Raw genomic sequence first — 25,379 nt, forward strand, 5'->3', positions numbered from 1 at the left:
TGCGGTTTTTCTGAGCTGTCCGTCCAGCCAACGGCCCTGTCTCACATTCGGTGGTGACGGAGTGTGCGGAAGCAGGCTGAGGTCCTCCTCGCGTGGCAGGCCGGCGACAGTCGCGGTACTGACCCAGTGCCCGGCCTGGGTCAGCTTCCGCGCGAGCGTGCGGGGCGACTTCACCGTCCACCGCAGTGGCGACATCGGATCTCCCCGCCCATCCGGGTCGACCAGCGCCAACAGCGCCGGTCGCAGCCCCGGATCCAGATCCGCGGCCCGATTGCGGCCTCCACCCGGACGTCGCGCCCGCCCCCAGCGGCGCCTCACCGGCCTCCAGTTCGAACACACCTTTGCGGACCGTGGGCTCGCTGACCGAAGGCGCCCGCGCGACGGGCCCGAACGCCGCCATGCCACAGAGCACGCGCCTCCGCGGCCATCAACGGCCGCCGCTGCCGCTCGTCACAGCGCGGCAGCAACACCGCGAGCTTCACCATAAGTTTGGGCACGTGTCTCGTCCTGGATGCGGCCACTCCGGTGGCGACGGCGGCGATGCCCAGCCGCCCGGCCGTGAGCCCCGCGAGCGCGACGGACAGCCCGTCGCCCTCCGCGCCGATGTGGCGCCCGAGCGGCACCCTGGAGTCCGTGAGCAGCATCGCGGCCGTGGTCGAACCGGTGAGCCCCATCTTCCGCTCAGGGGTGTCCGCGACCAGCCCCGGAGTGTCGGCGGGGACCAGGAAGCAGGAGATGCCGCGCCGCTCGTCGTCGGAGGTGCGCGCCAGGGCCGTGTAGAAGTCCGCCTGCCCGCCGTGTGTGGTCCACGCCTTGGCGCCGTCGTGCGTCTCGGAGAGGCAGAACGCGCCGAGCTGCTCACCGCCCAGCACGTCCGGCAGTCACTGGGCCACCTGCTCCGCCGTACCGGCGTGGTGCAACGGGGTGCACGACAAGGTGTGGACGCTCACCCTGACGGCGACGCTCGCCCGCGCCGAGCTGAGTTCTTCCAGGACCTGGAGGAACACCTCGTATGGCTGGCCGCCGCCACCCACGGCCTCTGGGAACGGCAGTCCGAGCAATCCGGCCTTGCCGAGCGTGGCGAACACCTCGCGTGGGAATCGGCCTGTCGTCTCGTCATCGGCGGCCCGGGGCAGCAGGACGTCGGCCGTGATGTCGCGGACGAGGCGGATGAGGTCGGCCGACTCCTGCGTCGGCATGAGGCGGTGTGCCGGCACGGTCGCTCCCGGGGCGACGACCCGCAGGCCGGCGGTGTGTGCGAAGTACGCCTCAGGGGACTCGGAGTGGTGCTCGATGGCGCCGATCCCGCCGCCGACGGGGATTCGGATGACGACGGGCAGGCCGACTGCCCCCTCGGTGCGGTGCCGGTACTTGGCGAGCTGGGTGACGATCTGGTCCATCGCCGGGAAGACGAACCCGTCGAACTGGATCTCGCACACCGGCCGGTATCCGGCCATCGCGAGGCCGATCGCGCTGCCGACGATGCCCGCCTCGCCGAGCGGGGTGTCCACCACACGCAGCGGGCCGAACTCGTCCTGGAGCCCGTCGGTGACCCGGAAGACACCGCCGAGGCGGCCGATGTCCTGCCCGAGGAGCAGGACCCGGTCGTCGTCCACGAGGGCGTCCCGCAGCGCGGTGTTGAGCGCGTGCGCGAGTGCCATGGGCCGCGCCGCCACCGTGGTGTTCGCCGGAACCCTGGGGGCTGTCGTGAGGGTCATGCGGGCTTCCCGCTTTCGACGAACGCGATGTGCTCGCGCATCTGGGCCTGAAGCTGGCGGCTCGGACGCGCCGGCGTGTGCAGGAACGGGGTGTCGCCGAGTTCATCCAGGCCGTCACCGGGCAGCCCGAGGCGCTGGAGGTGCTCACCATCGCGGGGGACCCGGACGCCCTGGTCAGGATGCGGGTGGACAACGTCCAGCACCTGCAGCACGTCGTCGACGGGCTGCGCCGCACCGGCCGTGTCGTCGGTACGAGGACCCTCGTCGTCCTCAGTTCGTGGCGGCGCGGCGACGGCACCGTACCGACCACGGAGTGAACGGCGGGCCGTACGCAGGCGGCGGAGCCCCGCTCAGTCGAAGATCTTGCCGGGGTTGAGAATCCCGGCCGGGTCGAGTGCGGCCCTGACCGCGCGCTGCATGGCCATGACGTCCTTCGAGAGCTCCGCCCGCAGACCGTCCCGGTTGAGCAGCCCCACGCCGTGTTCGCCGGTCACGGTGCCGCCGAGGTCGAGGGCGTCACCGATGATGTCGTCGAACGCGGCCTGCGCACGCCTGCGGGCCGACGGGTCGTCGCCGGGCACGATGAGCAGAGGGTGCAGGTTGCCGTCGCCGGTGTGGGCGATGTTGGCGATGACCGTGTCGTGCCGCCGCCCCGCCCGTTCGATGCGGTCGAGCATCACCGGCACCGCACGGAGCGGCACACAGACGTCCTCGGTGAGCACCGGCCCGAGCCGTTCGAGCGCGGGATAGGCCAGGCGGCGGGCGGCGAAGAGCGCCTCGGCCTCTTGCTTGTCGGTGGAGCGCGCGGCCCGGCTCGCGCCGCCCCGCATGAAGCACTCGACCATCCGGTCGGCCTCGTCGTGCCCTGCCGCGCCCGGCGCGTCCGTGCGACCGAGCAGCACGACGTCCGCGTCGACGGACAGGCCCATGTTCTTCCATGCGTCGACCGCCGCCAGGCAGTGCCGGTCGACGAGTTCGAGGGCCGACGGGACGATCCCCGCGGCGCCGACCTCGTGGATGGCCTGCCCGGCGGCACTGACGGAGTCGAAGTGGCCGACGGCCGTGTGTTCCGGCATCCGTGCCGGCCGAAGCCGCACTGTCACCTCGGTGACCACGCCGAGCGTGCCCTCGGAGCCCACCACGAGCCCGAGCAGGTCGTACCCGGCGACCCCCTTCGCGGTCCGCCGTCCCAGCCGCACGACGGCGCCCGTGCCGGTGACCATCTCCACGGCGAGTACGTAGTCCCGGGTGACCCCGTACTTCACACAGCAGACACCCCCCGCGTTCGTCGCGACGTTGCCGCCGATCGTCGACCACGGGGAACTGGCCGGGTCCGGGGGGTACCACAGGCCCTTCTCGGCAGCCGCGGCGCGCAGATGGTCGTTGACCACGCCCGGCTGGACGACAGCGAGGCGCTCCAGGGGGTCGATCTCGAGGATTCGGGTCATCTGCTCGGTTGACAGCACGACGCAGCCGTCGACGGCGTTCGCGCCGCCCGACAGCCCCGTTCCCGCGCCGCGGGGCACGATCGGGACGCGGTGGGCCAGACAGGTGTGCACCACGGCCTGGACGTCGCCGGTCGTGCGGGGTCTGACGACCGCCGCGGGGAGCCCGTGGGGGGCCCACTCGGCCTCGTCGTGCGTGTAGGGCCGCATCATCTCCTCGTCGAGGAGGAGCCGGTCGGGCTCGACGGCGCGGCGCAGGGCGGCGAGAAGGGACGTCGGCGTCCCCGGTACGCGAAGGTCGGTCACGCGCCCAGTCAACCCCTTCCGGACGGGGCCATGAATGGACGGTTTCTCCATTCCGGGGCCCGGGAGATGTAGCCGGTCACCGTCGGGCGATGATGTGACGATGGACGAGACCACGACGGCCGGCCCGGCACCGGACGGCCCGGCACCGGAGGGATCGGCGGTCGCCGCGGGGTCCCGAGGCTGGCTGGGGCTGCTCGCCGACGACTGCTCGCCGGGCGACATCCAGCGGTTGCGCGCGGCTCTCCTGGCGGGAGCGGACGACGCCACCCGCCGGCGGGTCGAGGACGAGGCACAACTCGCCGAGACGATCCGTGCCCGGCTCGCGGACCGTGGCCGGGACGCCCGCGAGCTCCGCGTCCGCGACGACCTGGTGCGGCGGCTGGCGTCCCTGCGGGACAGCGCGGGGCTGCTCCAGGAGGTCGTGGCGCAGTCGCGGTTCCTGCTCGGTGTCGACGTCGCCTTCATCCTGCTGCCGACCGCCGACGGCGGCCTGCGCATCGATATCGTCGACGGCTCGCTGGGTGACGCCCTGCTAGGCGTCGTCCTCAGGGACGGTGAGGGCCTGGGCGGCGAGGTCATGCGCTCCGGCCGGCCCCTGTGGAGCGAGTCGTATCTGGACGACGGGCGGCTGCGCCGGGTCCGGTCCGTCGACTCGGTCGTGGTCAGCGAGCATATCGGCGGCGTTCTGGGCGTCCCGCTGCGGTTCGGCAGGTCGACGCTCGGTGTTCTCCTCGCCGCCGACCGCCGTCCGCGGCGGTTCAGCGACCATGAGGTCGAACTGCTCGCGGGTCTCGCCGCCCATGCCGCCGTCGCGCTGCGCAACGCCCAGCTCTTCGAGGAGAACCAGCGGGCCGTCGCGGATCTGCGGCAGTCGAACGAGGCCCTGAAACGCACGGACACACTGCGCCGACAGGCCGGTGAACTGCGCGAGCAGCTCACCGCCGAGGTCCTGCGCGGGGGCGGGATCCCCGAGGTCGGACGGGCCGTGGCGCGGGCGGTCGGTCTGCCGGTCCAGGTGTTCGGCGCGGACGGCACCCGGCTCGACGCGGGACCCGGCGCGGACGACATCGACGTGGTCGCCGTCATCGGCAGTGCCCCCGAGAGATGGCTCTCCGGCCAGGAGCCGGCCTCCCGGACGGCCATCGGCCCAGATCACCTGGCCCTTGTCCCGATCCGGATGCGCGACGGCTGCGCGGGCTGCCTCGTCGCGGTCAGCGACGCGCGGATCGGCGACGAGACCGTACGTCTGCTGGAGATCGGCGCCATGACAGCCGCACTGGTCGTCGCCACCGAGCGCAGCGTCGCCGAGGCCGAACTGCGCACGCGCGGCGCGTTCGTGACCGCACTGCTCGCCGGCGACGGGGACGACGCCGAGCTACGGCGTCGAGCCGTGGCCGCCGACATCGACATCGACGCGATCGGCGTCGTCGTCGTGCTCGACAACGCCGGACAGGACGAGAGGGCCGTGGCCGCGGCGGCCACCCGGATCGCCGCCGAACTGCGCGGGTGGGTCGCCCAGCACGCCGGCCGCTTCGTCGTTCTCGCACGGCAGCACGACGTCGCCTCGGTCCGGGCCCGGATAGCGGCTCTGTGGGACGGTGACCTGCCGGCGGCCGGCGGGATCGCACCGGCCGCCGGCGGGGTGGCGGCGGTCCGTACCGGTCACGAGGCGGCGCGGCAGACGGCGGCCGTCCTTCTCGCCCTCAAACTCCCCGGAGCTGTCGCGACCGCGGCCGAGGTCGGTCCGTACCGGAGTCTGTTCAGCCATGCCGGCCGAGATGACATCGCCGCGTTCGTCGAAGCCGCCCTCGGCCCTGTGCTCGCATACGACCGGGCCCGCGGCCGAGACCTCGCCACGACCCTCGAAGCCTTCCTCGGTCAGTCCCAGCACCACGCCCGCACCTGCGAGCAGCTGCGCATCCATCCCAACACGCTGTACCAGCGCCTGGAGCGCATCGGAGAACTCCTCGGAACCGGGTGGCGCGAGCCGGGCCGGACCCTGCAACTGCAGCTGGCACTGCACCTGCGCGGCCTCGCGCAAACCCTCGCTCCCGACACCGGACGCCGATGGACCACACCATGATCGGGTAGTGGTGGAGGTTTCACCCATCGGTGACGACCGGATGTGGGCAGCACGTCCATTGCCCGCAAAGCCGCCATCACTTGAAATAGGCCAGCGGCCCGCAACGCCGCGCGGGCATGGCCGGTGACGAAACCGGCCCGATGAACAGGACTCGTGCAATGACGCAGGACTTCCGCCGCGGTCACGGCGTCACCGGTGATGGTGTCACCGTCAGCTTCCTCGAACAGGGCACCGGACCGGTGATGGTGCTCGTGCCGGGCTGGTCGCAGACCGCCGCCCAGTGGCGCCACCGGATCGTCGAGTTCTCCGCACCCACCGCGTCATCGCCCTCGACATGCGTGGTCACGGCGAGAGCGACAAGCCCGGCCACGGCTACCGGATCGCCCGGCCGGTCACGGACCTGCACGACGTACTCGTCGCCCTCGCATGCCAGGACGTCACACTCGTCGCGCACTCGATGCGCTGCTCCGTCACGTGGGCGTACTGGGACCTGTTCGGCGGTGAGCGGCTCGGCGGGCTCGTCCTTGTCGACCAGCTCTCCGTCCTGGTCGCCGACCCCGCCTGGGCCGAGGGCGAGGCGGCGGAACTCGGGGCGATCTTCGACAACGCGACGGTCTCCTCCCTCAACGCCGGACTCAAGGGGCCGGCCGCTGCCGACGTGAGCCGCGGGCTCGTCGCCTCGATGTTCACGCCCGCTACGCCCGCGGAAGAAATCGAGTGGACGATCGAGGTCAACTCCGCCCTGCCCCGCGCGGACGCGGGCACCCCTCACCGACCACTGCTTCGCGGACTGGCGTGACGTCCTGCCGCGGATCACGGTCCCGACGCCCGTCATCGGCGGTGACGCGAGCATCTTCCCCCCGGCCGCTGTCGAATACGTCGCCAAGCGCGTTCCGTCGGCGCAGGCGCGGATCTTCGTTGCTCACCGACCGACATGCCGGTGCGCCTCGGCACGGCAGCCGCCCGTGAACCCCGCGGCGACTCCCTCTCCGCCCCCTTCCTCCTTCCCCCTTCCTCGCAGCGCCTCACCACTGTGCCGTGCGCCGCCGTATCGGCATGGCTGCGGCACAGCGTATGGACAAAGTCGAAAGGTCCTCCCCATGTCCGTCACCAGCCTTTCCCTCACCGAGTCCCTGGATTCCGTTCTGCGTGAGAGCGTCAAGTCCGGTCTGATCCCCGGAGTTGTGGCGGTGGCCGCCACTTCCGACGGTGTCGTCTACGAAGGCGCCTTCGGCCCCCGCGCGCTCGGCACCGACAGCGCCATGACCACCGACACCGTCTTCTGGCTCGGCTCGATGACGAAGATGATCGTCGCGATCGGCGCCCTGCAACTCGTCGAGCGCGGCAAGCTCTCCCTCGACGCCCCCCTCGGCACCCTGCTCCCGCAACTGGCCGAGCTGCAGGTACTGGAAGGGTTCGACGACGACGGCCTCCCCGTCCTGCGCGCCGCTCGCACCGCTGTGACACTGCGGCACCTCCTCACCCACACCGCGGGCAACGGCTACCACTTCTGGAACGCCGACGTTCTGCGCTACCAGGAGGTGATGGGCCTGCCCGGCATCATCGAGTGCAGAGAGGTGACCCTCACCACCCCGCTGACGTTCGACCCGGGAACCGCCTGGCAGTACGGGATGAACATCGACTGGGTCGGGAAGGCGATCGAGAAGGTGTCCGGTGTGTCCCTGGAGGACTACCTGCGGGCGGCGCTGCTCGACCCGCTGGGAATGAGCGACACGACGTTCGTGCTGACCGCCGGCATCCGCGCCCGCCTGGCCGGCATGCACGCGCGCACCCCGGACGGCCTGGTGCCCATCGAGTTCGAGATGACCCAGGAGCCGGAGTTCCAGATGGCCGGCGGCGCCATGTACGGCAGCGCCCGCGACTACCTCACGCTGCTGCGGATGCTCCTCGGCCGCGGTGCGCTCGGCGGCGTCCGGGTACTGTCCGAGGACTTGGTCGACGAGGCGCTGCGCAACCAGATAGGCGGCCTGCGGATCGGTCCCATCGCGACCGTCGACCCCGCCAGCTCCAACGATGTCGACTTCCTGGCCGGCATCGACAAGACGTGGGGCCTGCTGGGCCTGCGCAACGAGGCCCCCAGCACGCAGGGCCGCTCAACCGGAAGCCTGTTCTGGGCGGGCCTGGGCAACACGTACTTCTGGGTCGATCAGGGTAGCGACGACTGCGGCCTGCTCTGCACGCAGATCCTGCCCTTCGCCGACCAAGCCGTCCTCGACACCTTCGACAGCTTCGAGCGGACCGTCCACCACCGCTGACGACGGCCTGCCCGACAACCCCAGGCGAGAGCGATGAAAACCTCCGTGAACGCCGCCGGCACCGCGAGTCCCCGTGGTGCCGGTCGGCAGTTCCCCCGCTGGTCCCAGCTGGGCCCTCTGCTGCGTGCCGACCTCAGCGGCATGGGCGCCCGTGCGCGTCTGCGACGCGCCCCGGACGTCGCGGGCATCCGCGAGATCGCACGTCGGCGGGTCCCGCAGGCCGTTTTCGACTATGTCGACGGCGCCGCCGAGGGCGAGGTGAGCATGGCCCGCTCGCGCGACGCGTTCGACACCGTCGAGTTCCGCCCCCGCGTCCTCGTCGACGTCGCCGAGCCCGACCCGTCGACGACGATCCTCGGCCGCCAGGCCCGGATGCCCGTCGTCCTCGCGCCGACCGGCTTCACGCGGCTCATGCACCACCAGGGCGAGTACGCCGTCGCCGCTGCGGCAGCCACGGCCGCTGTCCCCTACGCGCTGTCCACCATGGGCACGGTGACACCCGAGCGGCTCGCCGGGACCCGGCCGGACGGTGCCGACCAGTGGTTCCAGCTGTACCTGTGGCGCGACCGGAGCCGCAGCGCCGAACTCGTGTCGCGCGCCCGCGAGGCCGGGTTCCGCACGCTCGTCCTCACCGTCGACACCCCGGTCGCCGGAGCGCGGCTGCGCGACGTCCGCAACGGTTTCAGCATCCCGCCGAAGCTCACGCCGCGGACACTCATGAACATGAGCCGGCACCCGGGATGGTGGGCGAATCTCCTGACGACCGAACCGCTGACGTTCGCCTCGCTCACCGAGACCGGTGGCACCGTCGCCGACCTGGTCGGCCAGATCTTCGACCCGCACGTCACGATCACCGACCTCGAGTGGCTGCGGGGCCAGTGGGAAGGACCGCTCGTGGTGAAGGGAGTCCAGACCGTGGCCGATGCCCGCCTCGTCGTGGACGCCGGGGCCGACGCCGTCGTCGTCTCCAACCACGGCGGCCGCCAGCTCGACCGCGCGACGACCCCGCTGGAGGAACTTCCCGCGGTGGTACGGGGGATCGGTGAACGGGCTGAGGTCTACCTCGACGGCGGGGTCCGCACCGGCGCGGACGTCGTCGCCGCCGTCGCCCTTGGCGCCCGCGCCTGTCTCATCGGCCGACCGTATCTCTACGGCCTGATGGCCGGCGGCCAGCCGGGCGTGAGCCGTGTCCTCGACATCCTCCACGCGGACATGACGCGGACCCTCGCCCTGCTCGGCACGCCGACGCTGAAGGACCTCGACAGCGACAGCGTACGGTTCCGGCGTCAGTACTGACCGGGAACCCGCTCCGCTGAGTGCTCTTTGTCGTCTGGATTTCCCGCCGGCCCTGCACACGTCCGTCACCAGCCATTGCGCTGTCACGGCGACATCGCCTTCGAGTCCCGGCCAGTCAGTGCACTATGTTGCGACTGGCCCTGTCCCGGCCCTACGGGCGCCCCTTGGGACGGACCGACCCGACCCGCCCCGCGCCCGCCGACGGGCGACGCGGGTCGGGTCTCGTGGAGGGGGACCAGGCCCACGCGGTTCTCCCCGACACCCTGCATCGGCACGAACCCACACAGCTCGAGCCCGTCACTCACGAGCCGCTCGTTGTCGCGGATGAACGCCACCGTGCGGGTCATGCCGCGCATCCGGAATGGGACGACGAGCCAGCCGCCCTCGGTGAGCTGGTCGACCCGGACGGGCGGGATGTCGGCGGCCTGCACGGTGACGACGATGCCGACGGATGAGAGGTTTCGGCCACCGCATCGCCCAGGCCACCATCCTCGACCCGCACCATTTCGCCGGCCGGACCGAAGACGAACTCGCCACCCTCGAACGCCTCATCAGCTAACAAGCCATCTCATTTGGACCGTTCAGACTGTCGGTGTGGTCTGTCGTTGGTCTGGCCGTGGGAAAACGTCAAGCGCGGCCGTGGATCGTGTCGGATGAACTGTGGTCGCTGATCGAGCCGTTGCTGCCCGTGCCGGCGCCGAAGCCGGTCGAGGACAGACCTCGAGTTCCGGACCGGCAGGCGCTGCGCGGGATCCTGTTGGAACGAGGCCGGTGTCTGAGACCGGCTTCATGTGCTGCTGCTGGAAAAGCTGCGGTCGAAGGACAAGCTGGACTGGTCACGGGCGGTGATCGACTCCTCCCACGTCAGGGCGGCCCGCAGGGGCCCAAAAGCGGGCCCAGGCGGGAGCATCGCGTTGCCGTTCGCCATCGTCGGCTACGCGAAGAACGCACCGCCCGCACCCGAACGCGCCGCGAAGACCTCGGCATCGCTGACAGGGATGCCGTCGGCGGCGTCGATGTAGAGGCCGTTGAACGGTGCCACGCAGGACGGACGCCGGTACCGGCAGGATCTGCCCTACCAGAAACGATCCGCCTTGGCCCACCCCTGCCGACCCGGTTGGTCTTGTGTGCCCCCCCACTCCCGTATCCGTGAGGGCCCATGCCCCCGGGGTTTCCGCTTACCGATGTCTGGAAGGCCGAGCGGCCGCGCTGGGAACAGCCGACCCGGCGGCGCGGTTGCATCGTCCGAGGGAGCGGCGCAGCACGGACGGGAACGCGGAGGCCACGAGGTGGTCCACCCCACCGGGATCATGGCCGCAGGCCTGCCGTACGCCCGCCGCGCTCTCGGACCAAACGTATGTCTGCAGGAGGACCGTTTCATGACTGACCGGCCGTTGACGCTCATGGCAGTGCACGCCCACCCCGACGACGAGGCCACCGGAACCGGAGGGGTCCTCGCGCGGTACGCGGCGGACGGCATCCGTACGGTTCTCGTGACGTGTACCGACGGCGGTTGCGGTGACGGACCGGGGGGTGTCAAGCCGGGCGATCCCGGGCACGATCCGTCGGCCGTCGCCTTCATGCGCCGTCAAGAACTTGAGGCGAGCTGTGAGGTGCTGAAGGTCAGCGATCTGGAGATGCTGGACTACGCCGACTCCGGTATGGCGGGCTGGCCTGGCAACGACGCCCCCGGATCCTTCTGGCAGACCCCCGTGCAGGAGGGCGCGGTACGACTCGCGGAACTCATGCGGCACTACCGACCTGATGTGGTCGTCACCTATGACGAGAACGGCTTCTACGGCCACCCCGACCACATCCAGGCCCACCGCATCACCATGGCAGCGCTGGAGATGACGGAGCTGACCCCGAAGGTGTACTGGACGACGATGCCCCGCTCGGGGATGCAGCGGTTCGGCGAGATCATGCGCGAGTTTCATGAGGACATGCCGGAGCCGGATCCCGCCGAGGCCGCCGCCATGGCCGAGATCGGCCTCCCCGACGACGAGATCACCACGTGGGTGGACACCAGCGCATTCAGCGGTCAGAAGTTCGACGCGCTGGCCGCGCACGCCAGTCAGGGCGAGAACATCTTCTTCCTCAAGATGGGCAGGGAGAGGTTCGGCGAGTTGATGGGCATGGAGACCTTCGTACGGGTCAAGGACACCACTGGCGCGGCCGTACCTGAGAACGATCTCTTCGCCGGACTGCGCTGATCCGCCGGCAACCCGGCCGGGAAAGCTCCTGCTCCGGCAGCCCCGCGTTCGGGCCGACAACGCGGCTTACGGCGTCACCTGGGGACGCGCCAGGGAAGCCGCACTCACCTTGGACGAGCACGCGCTGAACCTCGCCAAGCGGCCCTACGACCTGCGCCACGCCGGCATCTCCTTCTGGCCGGCCTCCGGTGTGGACCCCGCCGAGTGCGCTCGCAGATCGAGGAGTCGATGAATCGTTGGGACAGTTCCCCGTCTCCTGGCGAGTAGGGATGACCGGAATCTGGTCCGGAAATATTCCGGATCAGGTGGGCAACACTGGGATGCCGGTGGGATGAATCGGGCGCAAGGCACCTTTTCGCTTTGCTGCCCGAACGGCGACCGACAAGGGCGCCTGGCGGGAGATTTCCCAGCTCAGGCGCCCTTTTCCATGTCTCTAGAAGAAGCCCAGCTTCTTCGGCGAGTACGACACGAGGAGATTGGTCCGGATCTTGATCCGGAGCGGGTCACGCTTCGCCCATGCCCATGACGAGCGCTGCTTCTAGGGGTGGATGGTTGCCCCAGGGGGCGCCGGGTCGGGGCTGATGATGAAGTCCTCCGGCCAGACTGTGAGTTGAATGTCCTGGCCCGCGGCTTCGATCACGTCGTGCAGGTTGCCGTACTCGCCCTGGTCCAGCAGGAAGAGGGGATCGTCGCGGTGGACCGGGTCGCTCCGCAGCCAGGCGTCGAAGCCGTTGAAGTCGGTGGCGCCCGCCGCGAGGTAGGGCACGATCCGCCGGAACAGCTTGGGCCACATCACCAATTGCTGCAGCGCGTCGAGATCCGGGACGTGGGCCTTGCCGTTCGGGTCGGCCTTCGAGTCGGGCCACACCCCCGCCCCCGTTGTCCGCGCCGCCCGGGACGTCGTCGTCAGGTGGGTGCGGAGCGAGGCGGGCAGGGTCGCGTAGAACGCCGGGTAGGCCAGGCCCTCGGTGAGCAGTGTCGCGTTGGCGGACTGGTCCACTCCGGCCTCGTCCAGGAATACGTCCGTCCCGTCGGGCTCGGCCGGGTCGCCCGGGTAGACGAACCCGATCATGCGGCCGTTGGCGTCGATCCCGTTCGAGAGGACGTATCCGCGCATGCTGTCCTGGTCGGCCGACTCGACCTTGTTCGGATGGTCCTCGAAGAAGGTGACGTTGGTGAACCCGAGGAGCTGCAGCAGCCTGTCACGGGCCTTGTCGGCGCCTCCCAGTTCCTGGTGGGTCTCGCCGAAGTGCGTCTCCAGTGCGTCGATCGCTTCCAGTCGCACGGAGATGCCCCGGGCGTTGATGTCCGGCGGTGTACCTGACGGCCGACGCAGGCCCTCGACCAGGGCGGGTGTGTCCGGTTTGAACTTGACCGTGTCGCCGTCGGGCTCCGGCCCCTGCCTCGGGAGGTCGGGATAACGGATGACGAACAAGCCGCGCAGCAGTGTGTAGCTCATGGCATTCCTCCCGCCGATGATCAATCAGATAGTAACTTAAAGAGAGTGGATGCGCACTCTCTGTCGCGAGTGGGATGGTCGGGCTTCCGTGCGCCTCCTTCCGCACCGGTACGCAGACGCCCGACGCCTCGTTTCACCTGGGACGGCGGAGCGCGGACACGGGGCAGGCCATGGGGACACCACTCGGCGAGGCACGAGTACAACGGCGCGTCGGACTCGGGGTGGTCGCGGCGGCACTCGTCGGGCTCACCGCGGTACTGGCGAGCGGGGACGGCGACAGCGACGAAGCGTCGATGTGGATCTCCGCGATCTCGGCGTTCGTCTCGGTCTGTGCCTTCGTGGCCGACCTGCTGCGGGTACCCGAAGGTGACGGGACACATGGTGAACGGCGGCGGAGAGCCGATGAACTCGCCGAGGCGGTGGAGTCCCAGTGGGCGGCCGAGGCCAGGCTACGGCGGCTGCAGGACCCGGAGCCACTGAGCGTCCGCTGGTCCCGCGTGGGCCCACCGCTCGCGGACCACCGACGCAACGTGCGGCGCGGGCTTGTGCTGCCCGAGCCTCGCGACGGCGACCAGCGTCTCGAGCGGATCGTCGAGACGTTCAGGAGCGTCCCCTCCCGCCGACTGGTCGTTCTGGGCGGACCGGGGGCGGGGAAGACCGTCCTCGCCGTGCAGTTCGTGCTGGGGACGCTCGCCGCGCGGCGGCCGGGCGACCGTGTGCCGGTGCTGTTCGCCCTCGCGAGCTGGGACCCGTGCTCCGCCGGGCTGCGCGAATGGCTGGCCGAGCGGCTGGCCACGGAGTACCGGCCGCTGGGCACCGGCGGTGGGGAGTGCACGCCGGCCCGTGAACTGCTGGACGCCGGTCTCGTACTGCCCGTGCTCGACGGCCTCGACGAGCTTCCCGAGCGGGTGCGGGGGGAGGCGTTGCGGCGCCTGAACGCTGAACTCGACGACCGGTTGCCCGTCCTGCTCACCTGTCGCACCACCGACTGGGCCCGAGCCGTGCACGGCGGCGACGTCGTGACCGCCGCCGAGGTCGTGGAACTGCGCCCGCTGGACTTCACGACCGTGCGTGCCTATCTGGAGTCCACGGCCCCCTCGCGCGGCGACGGCTCCACCGTCTGGACGCCGGTTCTGGCGACTCCCTGTGCGCCGCTGTCCGAGGTCCTTCGCTCGCCGCTGATGGTCGCCCTGGCCCGCACCGTGTACGGGGACCGGTGCCGCGATCCCGCGGAACTCCTTGACGCCGGGCGGTTCCCGACCGCCGAACACATCGAGGAGCATCTCCTGGACGCCTTCGTGCCGGCTGCCTTCGGCGGTCCGCAGGGCACCTGGCATCCGGACGCGGCGCACCGCTGGCTGAGCTGTCTCGCCCGGGACGTGGGTGGTCACGACCGGGCGCACGGCGTCTGGCGGCTCGCCTGGTGGGAGCTCCCGACAGCGATGCCGAGGGCGATGCGGGTGATGGGGTCGGCCGTGCTGACGCTGCTCACGGCGTTCTGGCTGGTGCCGCTGGCCGGTTACGGGGACGGCGCCGCGCGTGACTGGCGTCTCTCACCGTCCGTCCTCGTCCATCTGATGGGTCTTCTCCTGGGTCTCTGTTTCGGGCTTGCCTTCCTGCTTCCCTCGAGGTCGGGCGTCGGGCGGAGTCCACGTGAGCTGGGTCGTACGGCGGTGACGCTGACCGTGGCGGTGACCGGAATCAGCGTCGTGTACGGGCTGGTGGTGCCGCCCGTGGTCGGACTGCGGTTCAGCGATGTGATCACGCCGAGGCCCGTCTGGTTCCTCAACGGATGCTTCTTCGGGCTGATCGTGTCGATGCTGTTCGCCGTCGCGGGCCTGCCCGACCGCCCGTCCCCCATGGCGCTGCCCTGGAGCGGCGGACCGAACAGGCGGGGGACCTGCCGTGCGCTGGGCGTTGCGCTCACCCTCGTCGGCGTGGTTCCGCTGGCGGTGGGCCGGCGGCATGTGCTTCTGGCCGTGACCGCCGTAGTGGCCGGCGCGATGCTGTGTCTGGCAGCACAGCGCTACGGGAAACGGGCAACGGCCCCGTACACGGTCCCGACAGCGGTACTGCGGGGCTTCGGGAGCGGTCTGCTCCGCGGCCTTTTCCTCTGTCAGGCCGTCGGCGTACTCGCCTCGGTGGCTTTCGGTGGCGTCATCGGGGCTTTCGCAGCCCACGAGATCCGGTCGGTGGCCGCGCCCGCGAGTGAGCGGGTGATCGGCGACTGGCACATCCGGATGTCGGCCGACGGCATCCGAAGCGCCGCCTCCACGAAGCCGTACCCTTTCCTGCTGCTGCACGGCGGCGACGGGGCCGAGCCGCTCGCGATCCCCAGGGACGCGGACATCGCGTACAAGGGGCGGGTGCCCGAACCCGTCTACGACAGGGTCCGGATCCGTAGGCGGAGCGAGGGGTGGGTGCTCACCTCACCGGGCCGCCCCCCGGCCGACGCCTGGAACGTGGTGCTCACCCTGCCGCAGCCGGTCCGGCTGTGGCTCGCTCAGCGGCCCTCGCTCGTCGTCGTCCGGGACGCCGTCGTCCCCTTCGCCGCCTTCGGTCTACTCATCGGGGTCGTCGGCGGCTGCGCGGCCGGGGTCCACCGTGCCCTGAGCATCCCCTCCGACATCATGCGCGTCACCGGCCCACAGAGCACGCTGCGGACCGATCGCGCGGCCGCGCTCGCGCGCAGCGCACTCGCCGCCGTGCTCGCCGGCGGGGCCTGTCTGGCACTGGTCTGGGCGGTGCCCACGGTCAGTCTGTGGAACACCATGCCCACGGAGCTGTGGACGACGATCGGTCCTGCCACGGCAGCGCTGAGCGCCTGGGGCCGACTCGGGGTGGCCCGGGTCTGGCTGGCGGTGACGGGGCGCGCGCCGTGGCGGCTCATGCGATTCCTCGACGAGGCGCACCGGCGTGGGGTGCTGCGCCAGTCGGGCGCGCACTACGAGTTCCGCCATCTGTGCCTCCAGCAGCGGCTCGCGGCGCAGAATGCCGGCGTCGGCGGAGCCCGTCCCGCGGCACGGAGCTTGCGGTGACGGCGGCCAGGGACCCGCTCAGGAGACGAACGGCCCGCACCAAGCGGTCGTCAGTCGGTCGCCGACGGCGGCGGGAGCAGTACGGAAGTCCAGGACGTAGCGTGTCGGGGTGCGGGGTGAAGGGGGCGTCGGTGGGTCCGGACTGGGCTTCGAGGATGTCGTCGAGTTCGCGCAGCAGGCAGACGTGGTCGACCCGCCCGGTCGGCCAACTTGCGCGGAGGGCACGGACTCAGAGCCCGGCCGGCAGATCCGCGCCCGGTTGGCGGAGGACAGCAAGGCCACTCCACTGCCTCCTCGGCCGGAGTGAGGGCCTCCTCCTGGTGTACGTCCCCACCACACCGGAGATCCGAAGTCACGGATCCGCCCTCCGCGAGACGCTGCGCCGGCTCCTGCACACGGTCGTCGAACACCGCGCCGGCCGTCTTGATGACGAAGCGACCGTCTTTCTGGCCGCCTCCCGCACCGTGGGACCGCCGACTGGCTGTCACCGTCGCCCTGTTCCGGCTGCTGTGCCGCTGGTCCAAGCCGCAGGCAGGCCGGTGAATACCGGCGTTTGCCGCGGTGGCGAGCGGACACTCGGAGAGGCAGACGACGGGGTCACAGAAGACGAGCCGGACCTCGACGGTCCGGACCCTGAGAGGTCGGCGGGGAGGTCCCGAACGGCAGTTGAAGAGGGAGACGAACAGATGACCCGTAAGGGCAAGGTCTGGCTGGTCACCGGCGCCAGCAGCGGCTTCGGGAGGGCCCTCGCCCAGGCCGCGGTCGACGCCGGGGACACGGTGATCGGCACGGCCCGACGGACCGAGGCGCTGGCCGACCTGGTCACCGCGCACCCCGACCGGGTGGAGGCGATCGCCCTGGACGTCACCGACGGCGAGCGGATCGACGCCGTGGCCGCTGACGTCCTGGCCCGTTACGGCCGGGTGGACGTGCTGGTGAACAACGCCGGCCGCACACAGGTCGGGGCGTTCGAGGAGACCACCGACCGGGAACTGCGCGACCTGTTCGAGCTGCATGTGTTCGGCCCGGCGCGTCTGACCCGGGCGCTGCTGCCGCACATGCGGGAGCGGGGCAGCGGGTCGATCGTCAACATCAGCAGTCTCGGCGGACAGCTGTCCTTCGCCGGTTTCTCCGCATACAGCGCGACGAAAGCGGCCTTGGAGCAGTTGTCGGAGGGCCTGGCCGACGAGGTGACGCCGTTCGGCGTCAAGGTGCTGATCGTGGAGCCCGGCGCGTTCCGCACCAACCTGTTCGGCAAGGGCGCAGCCTACTTCTCGCAGGAGCACCCGGCGTACGCGGAGAAGGTCGGCGCCACCCGGAAGGTGGTGCGGGAGGGCGACGGTACCCAGCCCGGCGACCCGGCGAAGGCCGCCGCGGCGATCCGGCTGGCCCTGGATGCAGAGAACACCCCGCTGCGGCTCGCCCTCGGCAGCGACGCGGTGGATTCCCTCGTCGCGCATCTGGACGCGGTGCGGACCGAACTGGCCACGTGGGAGGAGGTCTCCCGGGGGACGGACTTCGACACACGGTGAGCGTCCTGTCCGGGATCAGACGAAGGCGCCTCCCTCACAGCCGCTGAAGCCACGCGGGGCTCCTGGGGCCGCGTGCGGATCAGTGGCGGCCGCACCACCCCGGATGACTTCAGTCGAGCGACGCCCCTGGGGTCCACCGCCGTAGACAGGCCTTCCTGGTGATCCGTAGATTGCCGACGAGTTCCGCGTACGCCACCGGGTTCGTCGAAGCGATCCGGTCGGCCAGGGTGAGAGCCTCGTCGACCGCGGCGATCGCCTCCTGCCAGCGGCGGGCCAAGGCGAGGAAGCGGCCGATGTTATTGAGGGCGCGGACCAGCTCCAGGGTGTAGGCGGGCGGATTGTGGGCCACGACGTCACGGTAGAGGGCCGCTGAACGAAGGGTCGCTCTCAGGCCCTCGTCGGGCCGCCCGTTGGTGGCCAGGCAGAGGCCGAGATGGGTGAGCGACTGCGCCAGGTCGGGGCGGTACACCTCGGGCTCGGCGGCAGCCAGTCGCTCCCGGATCGCTACGGCCTCCTCGCAGACCTTCACTGCTTCGGCGGGGCGGTTCGCCGACAGGCGGAACCAGCCGAGATTGGAGAGCGACATCGCGAGGAGGGGCTCGTGGGCGGCGAGGTTGGCCGCGGCCAGCCGCCGCCGCAGGGCCACCGATTCCTCCGTCACCTCGATGGCCTCGTCCCAGCGCCCGGCTTCCGACAGGTCGGCGCCCAGGCTGGTGAGGGCGATCGCCAGATTCCGTTCATGCGCGTCAGGGTTGGCCTTGGCCAGCCTCCGACAGAGTTCGGTGGCCTGCCGTGAGCTCTCCAGGGCTTCGGGGCGCTTTCCCAGGGCCGCCAGGTGGTTCGCGAGATTGATGAGTGAGTCGGCCAGGTCGGGCTCGTAGGTCGCAGCGTCGCTCTCGGCGAGTCGGCGCCGGAGCGTCACCGCCTCCCTCAGTGCGGCCGCGGCTTCGGCGGGGCGGCCCACGTCGGAGAGCTGATTGCCGTGGTTGTGCAGGGCCTGGGCCAGGAACTCCCCGGCGTCCGGGTTGGCCGCGGCCAAGCGGCGCCAGACCGCCACGCTCTCTTCCGAGGCGGCCAAAGCTTCTTGTCTGCGGCCCGTCATGGCCAGCCACAGCCCGACGTTGCTCAGCGCGCCGGCGTACATCCCGTCGTAGCGCTCGGGACCGGCTGCGGCCAGCCGACGGTAGGACGACACGGCTTGCCGTGTCGCCGCCAGCGCCTCCTCGCCTCTGCCCAGCAGGCCCAGGCAGTTGCCGAGATGTGTGAGGACGACGGCGAGTTCGGGTTCGTGAGTGGCGGCATCCTGGGCGGCAAGGGGACGGTAGGCGGCACGTGCCTGTTCGAAGGCTTCCAGAGCGCGTTCGTGCTGCCCTGCGTTCGACAGGCGGTTGCCGAGTTTGCGGTACTGAGCGGCGCGGGTGGCCAGGTCGTCGCTGTCCGCGCCGGCGAGCCGGTGCTGTACCAACCGGGAGGTCACCGAAGCGATGCCCGTGTCGAGGTCGACATGGCGGCGCAGCGGGAAGTGGGATTCGATGGCGGCCAGCAGTTCGGGGGGAACGTCGTCGAGCGCGGCGAGAGCGGTGAGCGCAGCGCTTCCGGCGGCGAGCGCCAAGGCCGGATCGGCGCCGAGGAGGGGATAAAGGTGTCCGGAACCCACATGTGGCCAGCGCTGGGCGGCGGCGAGGAGAAAGGTGATCGAGCGCGGAGCCCAGGCGGGCGTCGCGGCCTGATCGCGCCGGGACAGCAAGGTCGCGACCGTGCCTGGGGACCAGGGCATGGCGGGGTAGTCAGCCGGGTGTCCCGGCAGAGTGAGCGCGAGAAAGTCCTCTGCCAGCCGGTCTGGGTAGAGCGGTTCCAGCACGGTCCCTGGGTCGGGCCCGGGCCCGGGCGCGGGGTAGCAGTACGCGTGGTCGGCGAGAACCTGCGCAGGCGGCAGGGGTGCGGACAGTTCCTCCACCACCGAGACGCCCGCCCGGGAGCTGACCGGTCCGGTGAGAGCCGCAGCGAAGACGGTGTGGTTCATCACCTGCGGCGGCGTCCTGAACTCCCTCTGTGAGCCGGCCGGCCGCTGAGCCGGTCGGTCCGCGGCGCTGAACATCTGCGCCCACTGCAGGTGTTCGCGGTCCAGGAGATAGACGGTGAGTCCGGCCGTCTCGGAAGGTGCTCGACGGCCGGTGACATGGGCGTCCACCGCCACGAGCGCCGCCATGTGCAAGGTGAGAGTGAGCCCGAAGCCCGGCTGGTCGAGCGGTCCGGGCGTGGGCAGGTCGCGTGCCGGGACCGGCAGACCGTACCGGGAGGCGAAGGCGTCGCGAGCTGCGACGTACATGTCCGCGCGTCCGTCAGAGCCGTTCGGCAACTCGGTCAGCTGCTGGATGGACGTGCCCGCCTGGTGGTTGGCCAGAGCACCCCGGACCGCGGGCCAGGACTCGGCGGTCCGCGCCAGCATGAGAACTCGCGTCCGGACACCGGGCCGGTGCAGGAGGGAGTTGCTGAGGAGCCAGGTCAGATGGGTCAGTGGCCACCGGTCGGCGTAGTCGACCAGGAGGACGATGCCCTGGCCGGCACCGGATCTCAGATCCTGGCTTCCCGGTGGAGGCTGGACGGCACCGGGGCCGTGAGTGGCGGTGACCACCTGCCACCCCGCCTCCGCGGACTGTCGCGCGAACTGGGCTGCGAGCCGTGTCTTGCCTTGGCCACCTGGCGCGTGCAACCACCGCACGGCAAGGCGTGAACCGTTGTCGCGCCACTGCAGGAGTGAGGCCAGTTCGGCCTCACGGCCGGTGAACGGGACGACGGAGAAACGGGCGTTGAGCATCCGGCTCGGCAGCTCCGACAGCCACTCCGCGTCGGCCTGCGGGGAAGGACGCCAGCCGGCGAGCAGATAGACGGGCGTCCCGTCCCCGAACACATGGATGTCCGCCCCGATCGTGCCGTAGGCGAACCCTGCGGTCGCGGTGACGCGCTGCTCGAGATGGCGCTGCGGATCACCGGGCCTGTCGGCCGTCATCGATCGGTGGCCGGAGCGTCCGGGGGCTCGGGGGCAGGAGGCGGCGGCGGTGGCGGTGACGCATGGACGATGACGTTGCCGCCCAGTGCGGCGAAGACCTGTCCGTGATCCCGTGCGATGTTGTTCTGCACCCAGTGACGCTCGTGCTGCGGTAGTGCGGCCAGGGAAGCGGATATCAGGGCTCGGAGTTCATCGGCGGCGTCAGGGTACTGACTCACCAAGGTCTCCAGCCGTAACTGCCACGCTGCCAGCAGAGCTTGGCGCGCCTGCACGGCGTCGGACGCCCCAGCCACCAGGGAGGCGTCGTCCTCCAGGCATAAGCGGACGGTCGTCTGCTGCCCTTCCCCGGCTCTGCGGAAGAGCCGTACCACCGCCGCCCGCGTGCTCGCCCAGGCATCGGTGGCCATCGCGGCGACGATGGCGGCACCGCCACTGGCAGCCAAGGCAGTCAGCGACTCTTCGAGCATCGTGCCTCCCTCAGTCGCCCCCGTGAGAGGCGATCCGCGCGATACGGCCTGTCTCCCGTGGTCGGAGAAGGTAACACGGGTCCCCGGGCGAGTGACGGGGCTTTGGCCGGCCTTCTCGGTGGGAGACGCCACGGGGGTCGGCCGAAACGTGACTGGCCGGGCCCGCTCGGAATGCCCGTCGTCTGCTGTGGTTGCCTCGCCTTGGCACAGTGGCGGTCTGCATCCGCTTCCGCACACCTCCGTCGCGGGCGATGTCGGAGGAAACCGTGTATCAGGATGCAGTCGGGCAGTCAGGAAGCAACACGCTGGTGCCGGCCGGCACCTCTGCTGAGATTGCGTCGCGGGCCGTGTCCTCGGTCGCGGTGAAGGTGATGATCTTCCGGAGTTCGCGAGGCTCCCCTGCCGCCGCACAGCCCCGTGGTCGCCCGCCGCCCGATCGCCGCGTCCCGAGCCGACCCCGCGGGGTGGTCATGGAGCAAGGCGCGTGTCGGCGGTCGGCAAGCACGAGGGGCTGCTGGGCCGCGACAGCCGTCATGCGGAGCTGTGTGGGGTGTTCGTGGGCGAGCCGGTTGGGGCCGGACCGGTATGACCTTCGTGCGTACGGGCCAGCAGCCAGGCAGTGGTCTCCTCCGCGGACATCACCGGCGCGACCAGCCATCCTTGTACGGCGTCGCAGCCCAGGTCGCGTAGTTGCTCCCAGGTCTCGTCGTCCTCGACGCCCTCGGCCACCACACCGAGCCCGAGTGAACGGGCCAGGTCCACCGAGCAGCGCACGATCTCGGCGCTGGCGTGGTCGGCGGCCATCTCGGCCACGAACGACCGGGCGATCTTCAGCTCGCCGAGCGGGAGCCGGCGCAACTGGGCGAGTGAGGAGTAGCCGGTGCCGAAGTCGTCGAGAGACATGCACACGCCGTGCCTCGTCAGCTCGGTGAGCGCGGCCGTGACCTGCGGCAGGTCGTTGAAGGCCTCCGCCGTGATCTCCATCTGCAGGGCGGTCCCGGGGAGCCCGTGACGGGCGAGCGCTGCCGTGACGAGGTCCGCGAAGCCGGGTGAACGAAGGTCCCGGGGAGTGGTGTTGAACGCGACCGACACGCGCAGACCCCTCGCCCGCCACCGGGCCACCTGGTCGAGCGCCGTCTCCAGGGTGTACCGGGTCAGAAGCGGACGAAGCCCTGACGACTCGGCGATCACACCGAGCTCGTCCGGTGTCAGGTCACCGTGCTGGGGGTGGTCCCAGCGGGGCAGGGCCTCCAGACCGACGACCCGGCCGTCGAAGCCGACCTTGGGCTGGTAGCGCACCTGGATCTCGTGCCCGTCGAGGGCCCCGCGCAACTCGCCCAGCGCTTCGAGTCGGTTCGGTGTGCCGGTGGTGCGCGGGGGGTGGTAGAGCTCGACGCCCGTACGGTCGCGCTTGGCCTGGTACATGGCCAAGTCCGCGAGGCGGAGCAGCTCCGCCGCATCGCGGCCGTGGTCCGGGTAGACGGCGATCCCCACGCTGGTCTCCAGGACGAGGGGGAGCCCGTCCAGGTCGAACGGCGAACCGAGCGAGGCGGCGATGTCCCGAGCCACGCGGACCGCCGACGCCGCGGTGCCGACGACCGGCAGGACGACGGCGAACTCGTCACCGCCCAACCGTGCCACGTCCGCACCGGCGGGCACGGCATGGCGGAGCCGGTCGGCGATCTTCGTCAGCAACCGGTCACCAGCCGGGTGGCCCAGGGTTTGGTTGACTGCCCGGAAGCGGTCGAGGTCCATGACGATCAGAGCGGCCGGCACACCGATGCCCTCGGCCTCGTCCAGGAGCGACGCGGTGCGCTTCATCAGCCATGACCGGTTCGGCAACGTGGTCAGCGGGTCGCGCTCGCGCCGCTGGAGCATCCTGGTCCACCGCCATGTCCGGCGGCCGCCGGTGGCCGCGCGGTGCTTGAGCGCGGCGAGGGCGTCCGCCTGTCGGTCGTCGGCGGGAGCGGTGTCGGTGAGCACGGTGTCCAGCACCTCGGCGGAGTGGATCAGGTGCCCGCGGATGAGCGGATCGTATGCCGGGGACTGGGCGGGCCTGCGGAACCAGCTCACCGCTGCTCCTCTCCGTGGTCGTCGAAGCGGTCGAGGACCTCGCTGTGCGGCCCGAGTTCGCGGGCCAGGTGGGCGTAGGCCCGGGCCAGGTGCGCCGCCACGGTGCTCCGCGAGATGCGCAGCTGCGTCGCTATCGATTCCGGCGAGCAGCCTTCGTACCAGTAGAGCACCACGACGGCGCGCTGCCGTTCGCTGAGTCCGGCGAGGGCCTTCCGTACGCGGACGTAGTCCTCACGGAGTTCGAGCAGGGCGGAGGGATCGGGGGCGGTGACCGAGCGTTCCACCGCGTGGATGCGGCCCAGCACGGACTGGAGCCGCCCCAGACGCCGCGACCTCTTGTAGACGCTGCGGGCGATGACCGTCCTGAACCATGCGCGAGGGCTGTCGATCCGGTGCCACTGCCGGAACGCCTTCTCGAAGGCCTCGTCCACCAGTTCCTCCGCCTGGTGGATGTCTCCGGCCAGCATCTGGGCCGCCGTCACGACGAGGCGTTGCCGGTGTTCCCGGTAGAACCTGTCGTATTCCGCGATGGATCCACTCATCGTCCGTCTCCCTCCCCGTGAGCGGACGGGATCCGCAACTCCCATGCTGATCCGTCGGGTTGGAGCTCCGTCAGGGAGCCGCCGCGGGGCAGGGAGCCGGCCACGGCCCGGTACAGCCTTTCGCGGGAGCGGTCTCGCAGCCAGTGGACTCCTGCCGCGGTGAGGGCCATGGCAATGAGCCCCAGTGTCGTCAGTAAGGTCAGCACGTCGGTCCTGTCGCGGGGGTACGGAAGCGGGCTTGCGGTCACCCGATAAGAGCCCCGGGCCGAACGCGTCAACGACACCCCCCGCCAAATGTGACCCAGGTCACAACACGGCGCGTGCGGGAGCCTTGTCAGCGGACGACATCGAAGACGTTCTTCTGCAGACCGTTGGCGTAGACCTCGTGCTCGACGAGCTTCAGCCTCTGGGTGTCCTTGTCCGTGGTGCTGAACAGACGCTTGCCCGCCCCGAGCAGGAGCGGGAAGACCAGCAAGTGGAAACGGTCGATCAGGCCGGCGTCCGAAAGGGCCTGGTTCAGCGCCGCGACGTCGTCGAGCGAGCGCAGGATCGCCGTCTCGCCCCAGTTCGACACCAGGGCGTCTTCGCTGAGGGTGGTGGACACGACGTACTTCGGCATCACCTTGTAGTCGGCGAAGTCCGCCATGTCCGGCCACACCGGGCTGAACGCCTCTTAGCTGACGCGCCCCATCAGCATCGCGGTGGCCTTTCTGCTCGCGGCCCTTGATGTCGAACGCCTCGGGAAGGTGCCTCCACGACGCCGTCGAGCGAGATGAAGGCGGTGCTGATCAGGGTACGCATCTCAGGTTCCTCGTTGTCTCGTGTCCCGTTCTTGGCATGCGGCACACCAACCATGGCTCTGACTGCGGATCGCGGAGAAACTCATCGGTCGCCGCCCCGTCCGTCCCAGCGCTTCAGCCTTCCTGATCATCCAGCCGAGCTCGGTGATGCAGCCGAAGCCCCTGGTGCGAAGCGGTCTCGACTCATCGATAGCCTTCATCTTCATGACACGCGCCTGGATCTTGCCGCTGCTGCTTGTGCTGTGCGGATCAGCCCTCGCGGCTGGGCTGTTCGTCGGCGGGACGCCCGGCGCAGCCGCAGGCCTTCTCGCGGTCTTCGTGCTGCTCGCGTGTGTGAACTCACCTGTGGTCTTCCCGAGGTCGATCGGCGCGCTGGAGGCACAACGCCGCAGCGCGGTCGACGGACGGCCGATCGTCTTGTGGCGACCTGGCTGCATGTACTGCATGCGCCTGCGCATCAGGCTGGGCCGTAGAGCCCGCCGGATGCACTGGGTCGACATCTGGCGCGACCCGGTCGGAGCCGAAGCGGTGAGGGCGGCCAACGATGGCAACGAGACCGTGCCGACGGTCATCGTGGCGGGCCAGGCGCACACCAACCCCGATCCCGCATGGGTGCGCAAGCAGCTCTCCCGTTCCGCGTGATCGGGAGCATCACGGAGGTGGCCGCGAGGTCGTCTGCACGGCGGTCATGTCGCTCGACCCCATCGGCGAAGGCCAGGCTCGCGGAGGGGGCGTCCTTGGCGGCTGACGCTCGCTGAGCAGGTGCTGTCGGTGGCGGCCTCGGGCGAGGACCGCAGGACGTCCGGCCAGCCGCGATCCTCACCAGTGGGGGCTGCCCACCAGGTAGGCGATGCCCGCGAGAACCGCCAGGACCAGCGCCGGGATCGCCAGACCCTTGGCGATCGAGGTCAGTGTGCGGGTACGGCTCTCCGCCTGCCTCGTGTAGTGCCCCTGCTCCGATCCCAGATCGCGCCGGGCGAATGCGCCGACCCCCAGCGCCACCGCACCGGTGATCAGACAGACGATGAGCGACTCGAGGCGCGGGCGTTCCGCCGGGAAGCCGGACGGGCGCGGAGGGACACGGATGCAAGCGATCCTGTGTCGAGCGTGGGCAGTTGGTG

The 25,379-nt window shown here is 70.6% G+C and carries 18 protein-coding genes and 6 pseudogenes; 11 read left to right on the forward strand and 13 right to left on the reverse strand.

The features are described 5' to 3' along the window. Positions 1 to 72 precede the first annotated feature (72 nt). The 3 genes and pseudogenes from ABZ464_RS33740 to ABZ464_RS33750 all read right to left on the reverse strand — a co-directional run. Positions 73 to 485: pseudogene (locus ABZ464_RS33740) on the reverse strand (ISAzo13 family transposase); the annotation flags it as partial. Between the two features lie 156 nt (positions 486 to 641). Beyond that, positions 642 to 872 (reverse strand): annotated as a pseudogene (locus ABZ464_RS33745) (acyl-CoA dehydrogenase family protein); the annotation flags it as partial. A 9-nt stretch (positions 873 to 881) separates the two neighbouring features. After that, on the reverse strand, positions 882 to 1,676 hold the full coding sequence (locus tag ABZ464_RS33750; protein WP_359283495.1) for an acyl-CoA dehydrogenase family protein: 795 nt from the start codon (positions 1,674 to 1,676) through the stop codon (positions 882 to 884). Positions 1,677 to 1,747: 71 nt separating this feature from the next. Here ABZ464_RS33750 and ABZ464_RS33755 point away from each other — a divergent pair, with 71 nt between their 5' ends. Next, a complete protein-coding gene (locus tag ABZ464_RS33755; protein ID WP_359283402.1) occupies positions 1,748 to 2,035 on the forward strand; it encodes an Lrp/AsnC ligand binding domain-containing protein in 288 nt (95 codons plus the stop codon). 33 nt (positions 2,036 to 2,068) lie between these two features. Here the strand turns inward: ABZ464_RS33755 and ABZ464_RS33760 are convergent, their stop codons facing one another. Next, the gene (locus tag ABZ464_RS33760; RefSeq protein ID WP_359283498.1) at positions 2,069 to 3,376 is read right to left on the reverse strand and encodes an FAD-linked oxidase C-terminal domain-containing protein; all 1,308 of its coding nucleotides are present in this window, start codon (positions 3,374 to 3,376) and stop codon (positions 2,069 to 2,071) included. A gap of 193 nt (positions 3,377 to 3,569) precedes the next feature. Here ABZ464_RS33760 and ABZ464_RS33765 point away from each other — a divergent pair, with 193 nt between their 5' ends. Beyond that, the gene (locus ABZ464_RS33765; protein ID WP_359283405.1) at positions 3,570 to 5,552 is read left to right on the forward strand and encodes a GAF domain-containing protein; all 1,983 of its coding nucleotides are present in this window, start codon (positions 3,570 to 3,572) and stop codon (positions 5,550 to 5,552) included. 181 nt (positions 5,553 to 5,733) lie between these two features. Here the strand turns inward: ABZ464_RS33765 and ABZ464_RS33770 are convergent, their stop codons facing one another. Then, positions 5,734 to 5,898: a hypothetical protein gene (locus ABZ464_RS33770; protein ID WP_359283407.1), complete on the reverse strand. Its 165-nt coding sequence runs from the start codon at positions 5,896 to 5,898 to the stop codon at positions 5,734 to 5,736. On the opposite strand from ABZ464_RS33770, the gene ABZ464_RS33775 reads away from it, so the two are divergent. The 3 genes from ABZ464_RS33775 to ABZ464_RS33785 all read left to right on the forward strand — a co-directional run bounded on the left by ABZ464_RS33775 (position 5,887) and on the right by ABZ464_RS33785 (position 9,124). Beyond that, positions 5,887 to 6,351 (forward strand): alpha/beta fold hydrolase, encoded by a 465-nt coding sequence (locus tag ABZ464_RS33775; protein WP_359283409.1) that lies wholly within the window; start codon positions 5,887 to 5,889, stop codon positions 6,349 to 6,351. The genes ABZ464_RS33770 and ABZ464_RS33775 overlap by 12 nt on opposite strands. A gap of 301 nt (positions 6,352 to 6,652) precedes the next feature. Continuing rightward, positions 6,653 to 7,828 carry a serine hydrolase domain-containing protein gene (locus tag ABZ464_RS33780; RefSeq protein ID WP_359283412.1) on the forward strand — a complete coding sequence of 392 codons (1,176 nt, stop codon included), beginning with the start codon at positions 6,653 to 6,655 and terminating at the stop codon, positions 7,826 to 7,828. Between the two features lie 33 nt (positions 7,829 to 7,861). Then, positions 7,862 to 9,124, forward strand: a complete 1,263-nt coding sequence (locus tag ABZ464_RS33785) for an alpha-hydroxy acid oxidase (protein WP_359283414.1) — start codon at positions 7,862 to 7,864, stop codon at positions 9,122 to 9,124. A gap of 83 nt (positions 9,125 to 9,207) precedes the next feature. On the opposite strand, the gene ABZ464_RS33790 is transcribed toward ABZ464_RS33785, so the two are convergent. Then, positions 9,208 to 9,555, reverse strand: coding sequence for a hypothetical protein (locus ABZ464_RS33790; RefSeq protein WP_359283417.1), 348 nt, complete (start codon positions 9,553 to 9,555; stop codon positions 9,208 to 9,210). Between the two features lie 212 nt (positions 9,556 to 9,767). On the opposite strand from ABZ464_RS33790, the pseudogene ABZ464_RS33795 reads away from it, so the two are divergent. The 3 genes and pseudogenes from ABZ464_RS33795 to ABZ464_RS33805 all read left to right on the forward strand — a co-directional run. Continuing rightward, positions 9,768 to 9,996 (forward strand): annotated as a pseudogene (locus ABZ464_RS33795) (IS5/IS1182 family transposase); the annotation flags it as partial. Positions 9,997 to 10,503: 507 nt separating this feature from the next. Then, positions 10,504 to 11,337 (forward strand): PIG-L family deacetylase, encoded by an 834-nt coding sequence (locus ABZ464_RS33800; RefSeq protein ID WP_359283419.1) that lies wholly within the window; start codon positions 10,504 to 10,506, stop codon positions 11,335 to 11,337. Between the two features lie 67 nt (positions 11,338 to 11,404). Then, positions 11,405 to 11,557: pseudogene (locus tag ABZ464_RS33805) on the forward strand (integrase); the annotation flags it as partial. A 318-nt stretch (positions 11,558 to 11,875) separates the two neighbouring features. Here the strand turns inward: ABZ464_RS33805 and ABZ464_RS33810 are convergent. Continuing rightward, positions 11,876 to 12,796: a hypothetical protein gene (locus ABZ464_RS33810; RefSeq protein ID WP_359283422.1), complete on the reverse strand. Its 921-nt coding sequence runs from the start codon at positions 12,794 to 12,796 to the stop codon at positions 11,876 to 11,878. A gap of 170 nt (positions 12,797 to 12,966) precedes the next feature. Between ABZ464_RS33810 and ABZ464_RS33815 the strand changes: the two genes are divergently transcribed. Together ABZ464_RS33815 and ABZ464_RS33820 are read left to right on the forward strand one after the other, a co-directional pair. After that, positions 12,967 to 15,834, forward strand: coding sequence for an NACHT domain-containing protein (locus tag ABZ464_RS33815; protein ID WP_359283425.1), 2,868 nt, complete (start codon positions 12,967 to 12,969; stop codon positions 15,832 to 15,834). 686 nt (positions 15,835 to 16,520) lie between these two features. Beyond that, positions 16,521 to 17,366, forward strand: coding sequence for an oxidoreductase (locus ABZ464_RS33820; protein WP_359283427.1), 846 nt, complete (start codon positions 16,521 to 16,523; stop codon positions 17,364 to 17,366). Between the two features lie 109 nt (positions 17,367 to 17,475). On the opposite strand, the gene ABZ464_RS33825 is transcribed toward ABZ464_RS33820, so the two are convergent. From ABZ464_RS33825 to ABZ464_RS33845, 5 genes and pseudogenes are all read right to left on the reverse strand, one after another. Then, complete coding sequence (locus tag ABZ464_RS33825; RefSeq protein WP_359283430.1) at positions 17,476 to 20,376, reverse strand: tetratricopeptide repeat protein; 2,901 nt, start codon at positions 20,374 to 20,376, stop codon at positions 17,476 to 17,478. Continuing rightward, the gene (locus tag ABZ464_RS33830; RefSeq protein WP_359283432.1) at positions 20,373 to 20,843 is read right to left on the reverse strand and encodes a hypothetical protein; all 471 of its coding nucleotides are present in this window, start codon (positions 20,841 to 20,843) and stop codon (positions 20,373 to 20,375) included. The genes ABZ464_RS33825 and ABZ464_RS33830 overlap by 4 nt, the downstream gene beginning before the upstream one ends. A 531-nt stretch (positions 20,844 to 21,374) precedes the next feature. Then, a pseudogene (locus tag ABZ464_RS33835) lies at positions 21,375 to 22,715 on the reverse strand (bifunctional diguanylate cyclase/phosphodiesterase); the annotation flags it as partial. Between the two features lie 197 nt (positions 22,716 to 22,912). After that, the gene (locus tag ABZ464_RS33840) at positions 22,913 to 23,458 is read right to left on the reverse strand and encodes a sigma-70 family RNA polymerase sigma factor (protein WP_359283434.1); all 546 of its coding nucleotides are present in this window, start codon (positions 23,456 to 23,458) and stop codon (positions 22,913 to 22,915) included. A gap of 334 nt (positions 23,459 to 23,792) precedes the next feature. Beyond that, positions 23,793 to 24,259 (reverse strand): annotated as a pseudogene (locus ABZ464_RS33845) (dihydrofolate reductase family protein). 203 nt (positions 24,260 to 24,462) lie between these two features. Here ABZ464_RS33845 and ABZ464_RS33850 point away from each other — a divergent pair. Continuing rightward, the gene (locus tag ABZ464_RS33850; RefSeq protein ID WP_359283500.1) at positions 24,463 to 24,900 is read left to right on the forward strand and encodes a glutaredoxin domain-containing protein; all 438 of its coding nucleotides are present in this window, start codon (positions 24,463 to 24,465) and stop codon (positions 24,898 to 24,900) included. Positions 24,901 to 25,077: 177 nt separating this feature from the next. Here the strand turns inward: ABZ464_RS33850 and ABZ464_RS33855 are convergent, their stop codons facing one another. Continuing rightward, positions 25,078 to 25,260, reverse strand: a complete 183-nt coding sequence (locus tag ABZ464_RS33855; protein ID WP_359283435.1) for a hypothetical protein — start codon at positions 25,258 to 25,260, stop codon at positions 25,078 to 25,080. Positions 25,261 to 25,379 lie beyond the last annotated feature (119 nt).

It is taken from the genome of Streptomyces sp. NPDC005820 (assembly GCF_040630255.1).
Taxonomy (GTDB): Bacteria; Actinomycetota; Actinomycetes; order Streptomycetales; family Streptomycetaceae; genus Streptomyces.

Coding starts and splice junctions, on each gene's coding strand:
- ABZ464_RS33825 (WP_359283430.1), bottom strand. CDS start 20,376: ATGACGGCCGACAGGCCCGGTGATCCGCAGCGCCATCTCGAGCAGCGC.
- ABZ464_RS33840 (WP_359283434.1), bottom strand. CDS start 23,458: ATGAGTGGATCCATCGCGGAATACGACAGGTTCTACCGGGAACACCGG.
- ABZ464_RS33760 (WP_359283498.1), bottom strand. CDS start 3,376: ATGATGCGGCCCTACACGCACGACGAGGCCGAGTGGGCCCCCCACGGG.
- ABZ464_RS33820 (WP_359283427.1), top strand. CDS start 16,521: ATGACCCGTAAGGGCAAGGTCTGGCTGGTCACCGGCGCCAGCAGCGGC.
- ABZ464_RS33775 (WP_359283409.1), top strand. CDS start 5,887: ATGCGTGGTCACGGCGAGAGCGACAAGCCCGGCCACGGCTACCGGATC.
- ABZ464_RS33785 (WP_359283414.1), top strand. CDS start 7,862: ATGAAAACCTCCGTGAACGCCGCCGGCACCGCGAGTCCCCGTGGTGCC.
- ABZ464_RS33830 (WP_359283432.1), bottom strand. CDS start 20,843: ATGCTCGAAGAGTCGCTGACTGCCTTGGCTGCCAGTGGCGGTGCCGCC.
- ABZ464_RS33765 (WP_359283405.1), top strand. CDS start 3,570: ATGGACGAGACCACGACGGCCGGCCCGGCACCGGACGGCCCGGCACCG.
- ABZ464_RS33815 (WP_359283425.1), top strand. CDS start 12,967: ATGGGGACACCACTCGGCGAGGCACGAGTACAACGGCGCGTCGGACTC.
- ABZ464_RS33850 (WP_359283500.1), top strand. CDS start 24,463: ATGACACGCGCCTGGATCTTGCCGCTGCTGCTTGTGCTGTGCGGATCA.
- ABZ464_RS33780 (WP_359283412.1), top strand. CDS start 6,653: ATGTCCGTCACCAGCCTTTCCCTCACCGAGTCCCTGGATTCCGTTCTG.
- ABZ464_RS33810 (WP_359283422.1), bottom strand. CDS start 12,796: ATGAGCTACACACTGCTGCGCGGCTTGTTCGTCATCCGTTATCCCGAC.
- ABZ464_RS33800 (WP_359283419.1), top strand. CDS start 10,504: ATGACTGACCGGCCGTTGACGCTCATGGCAGTGCACGCCCACCCCGAC.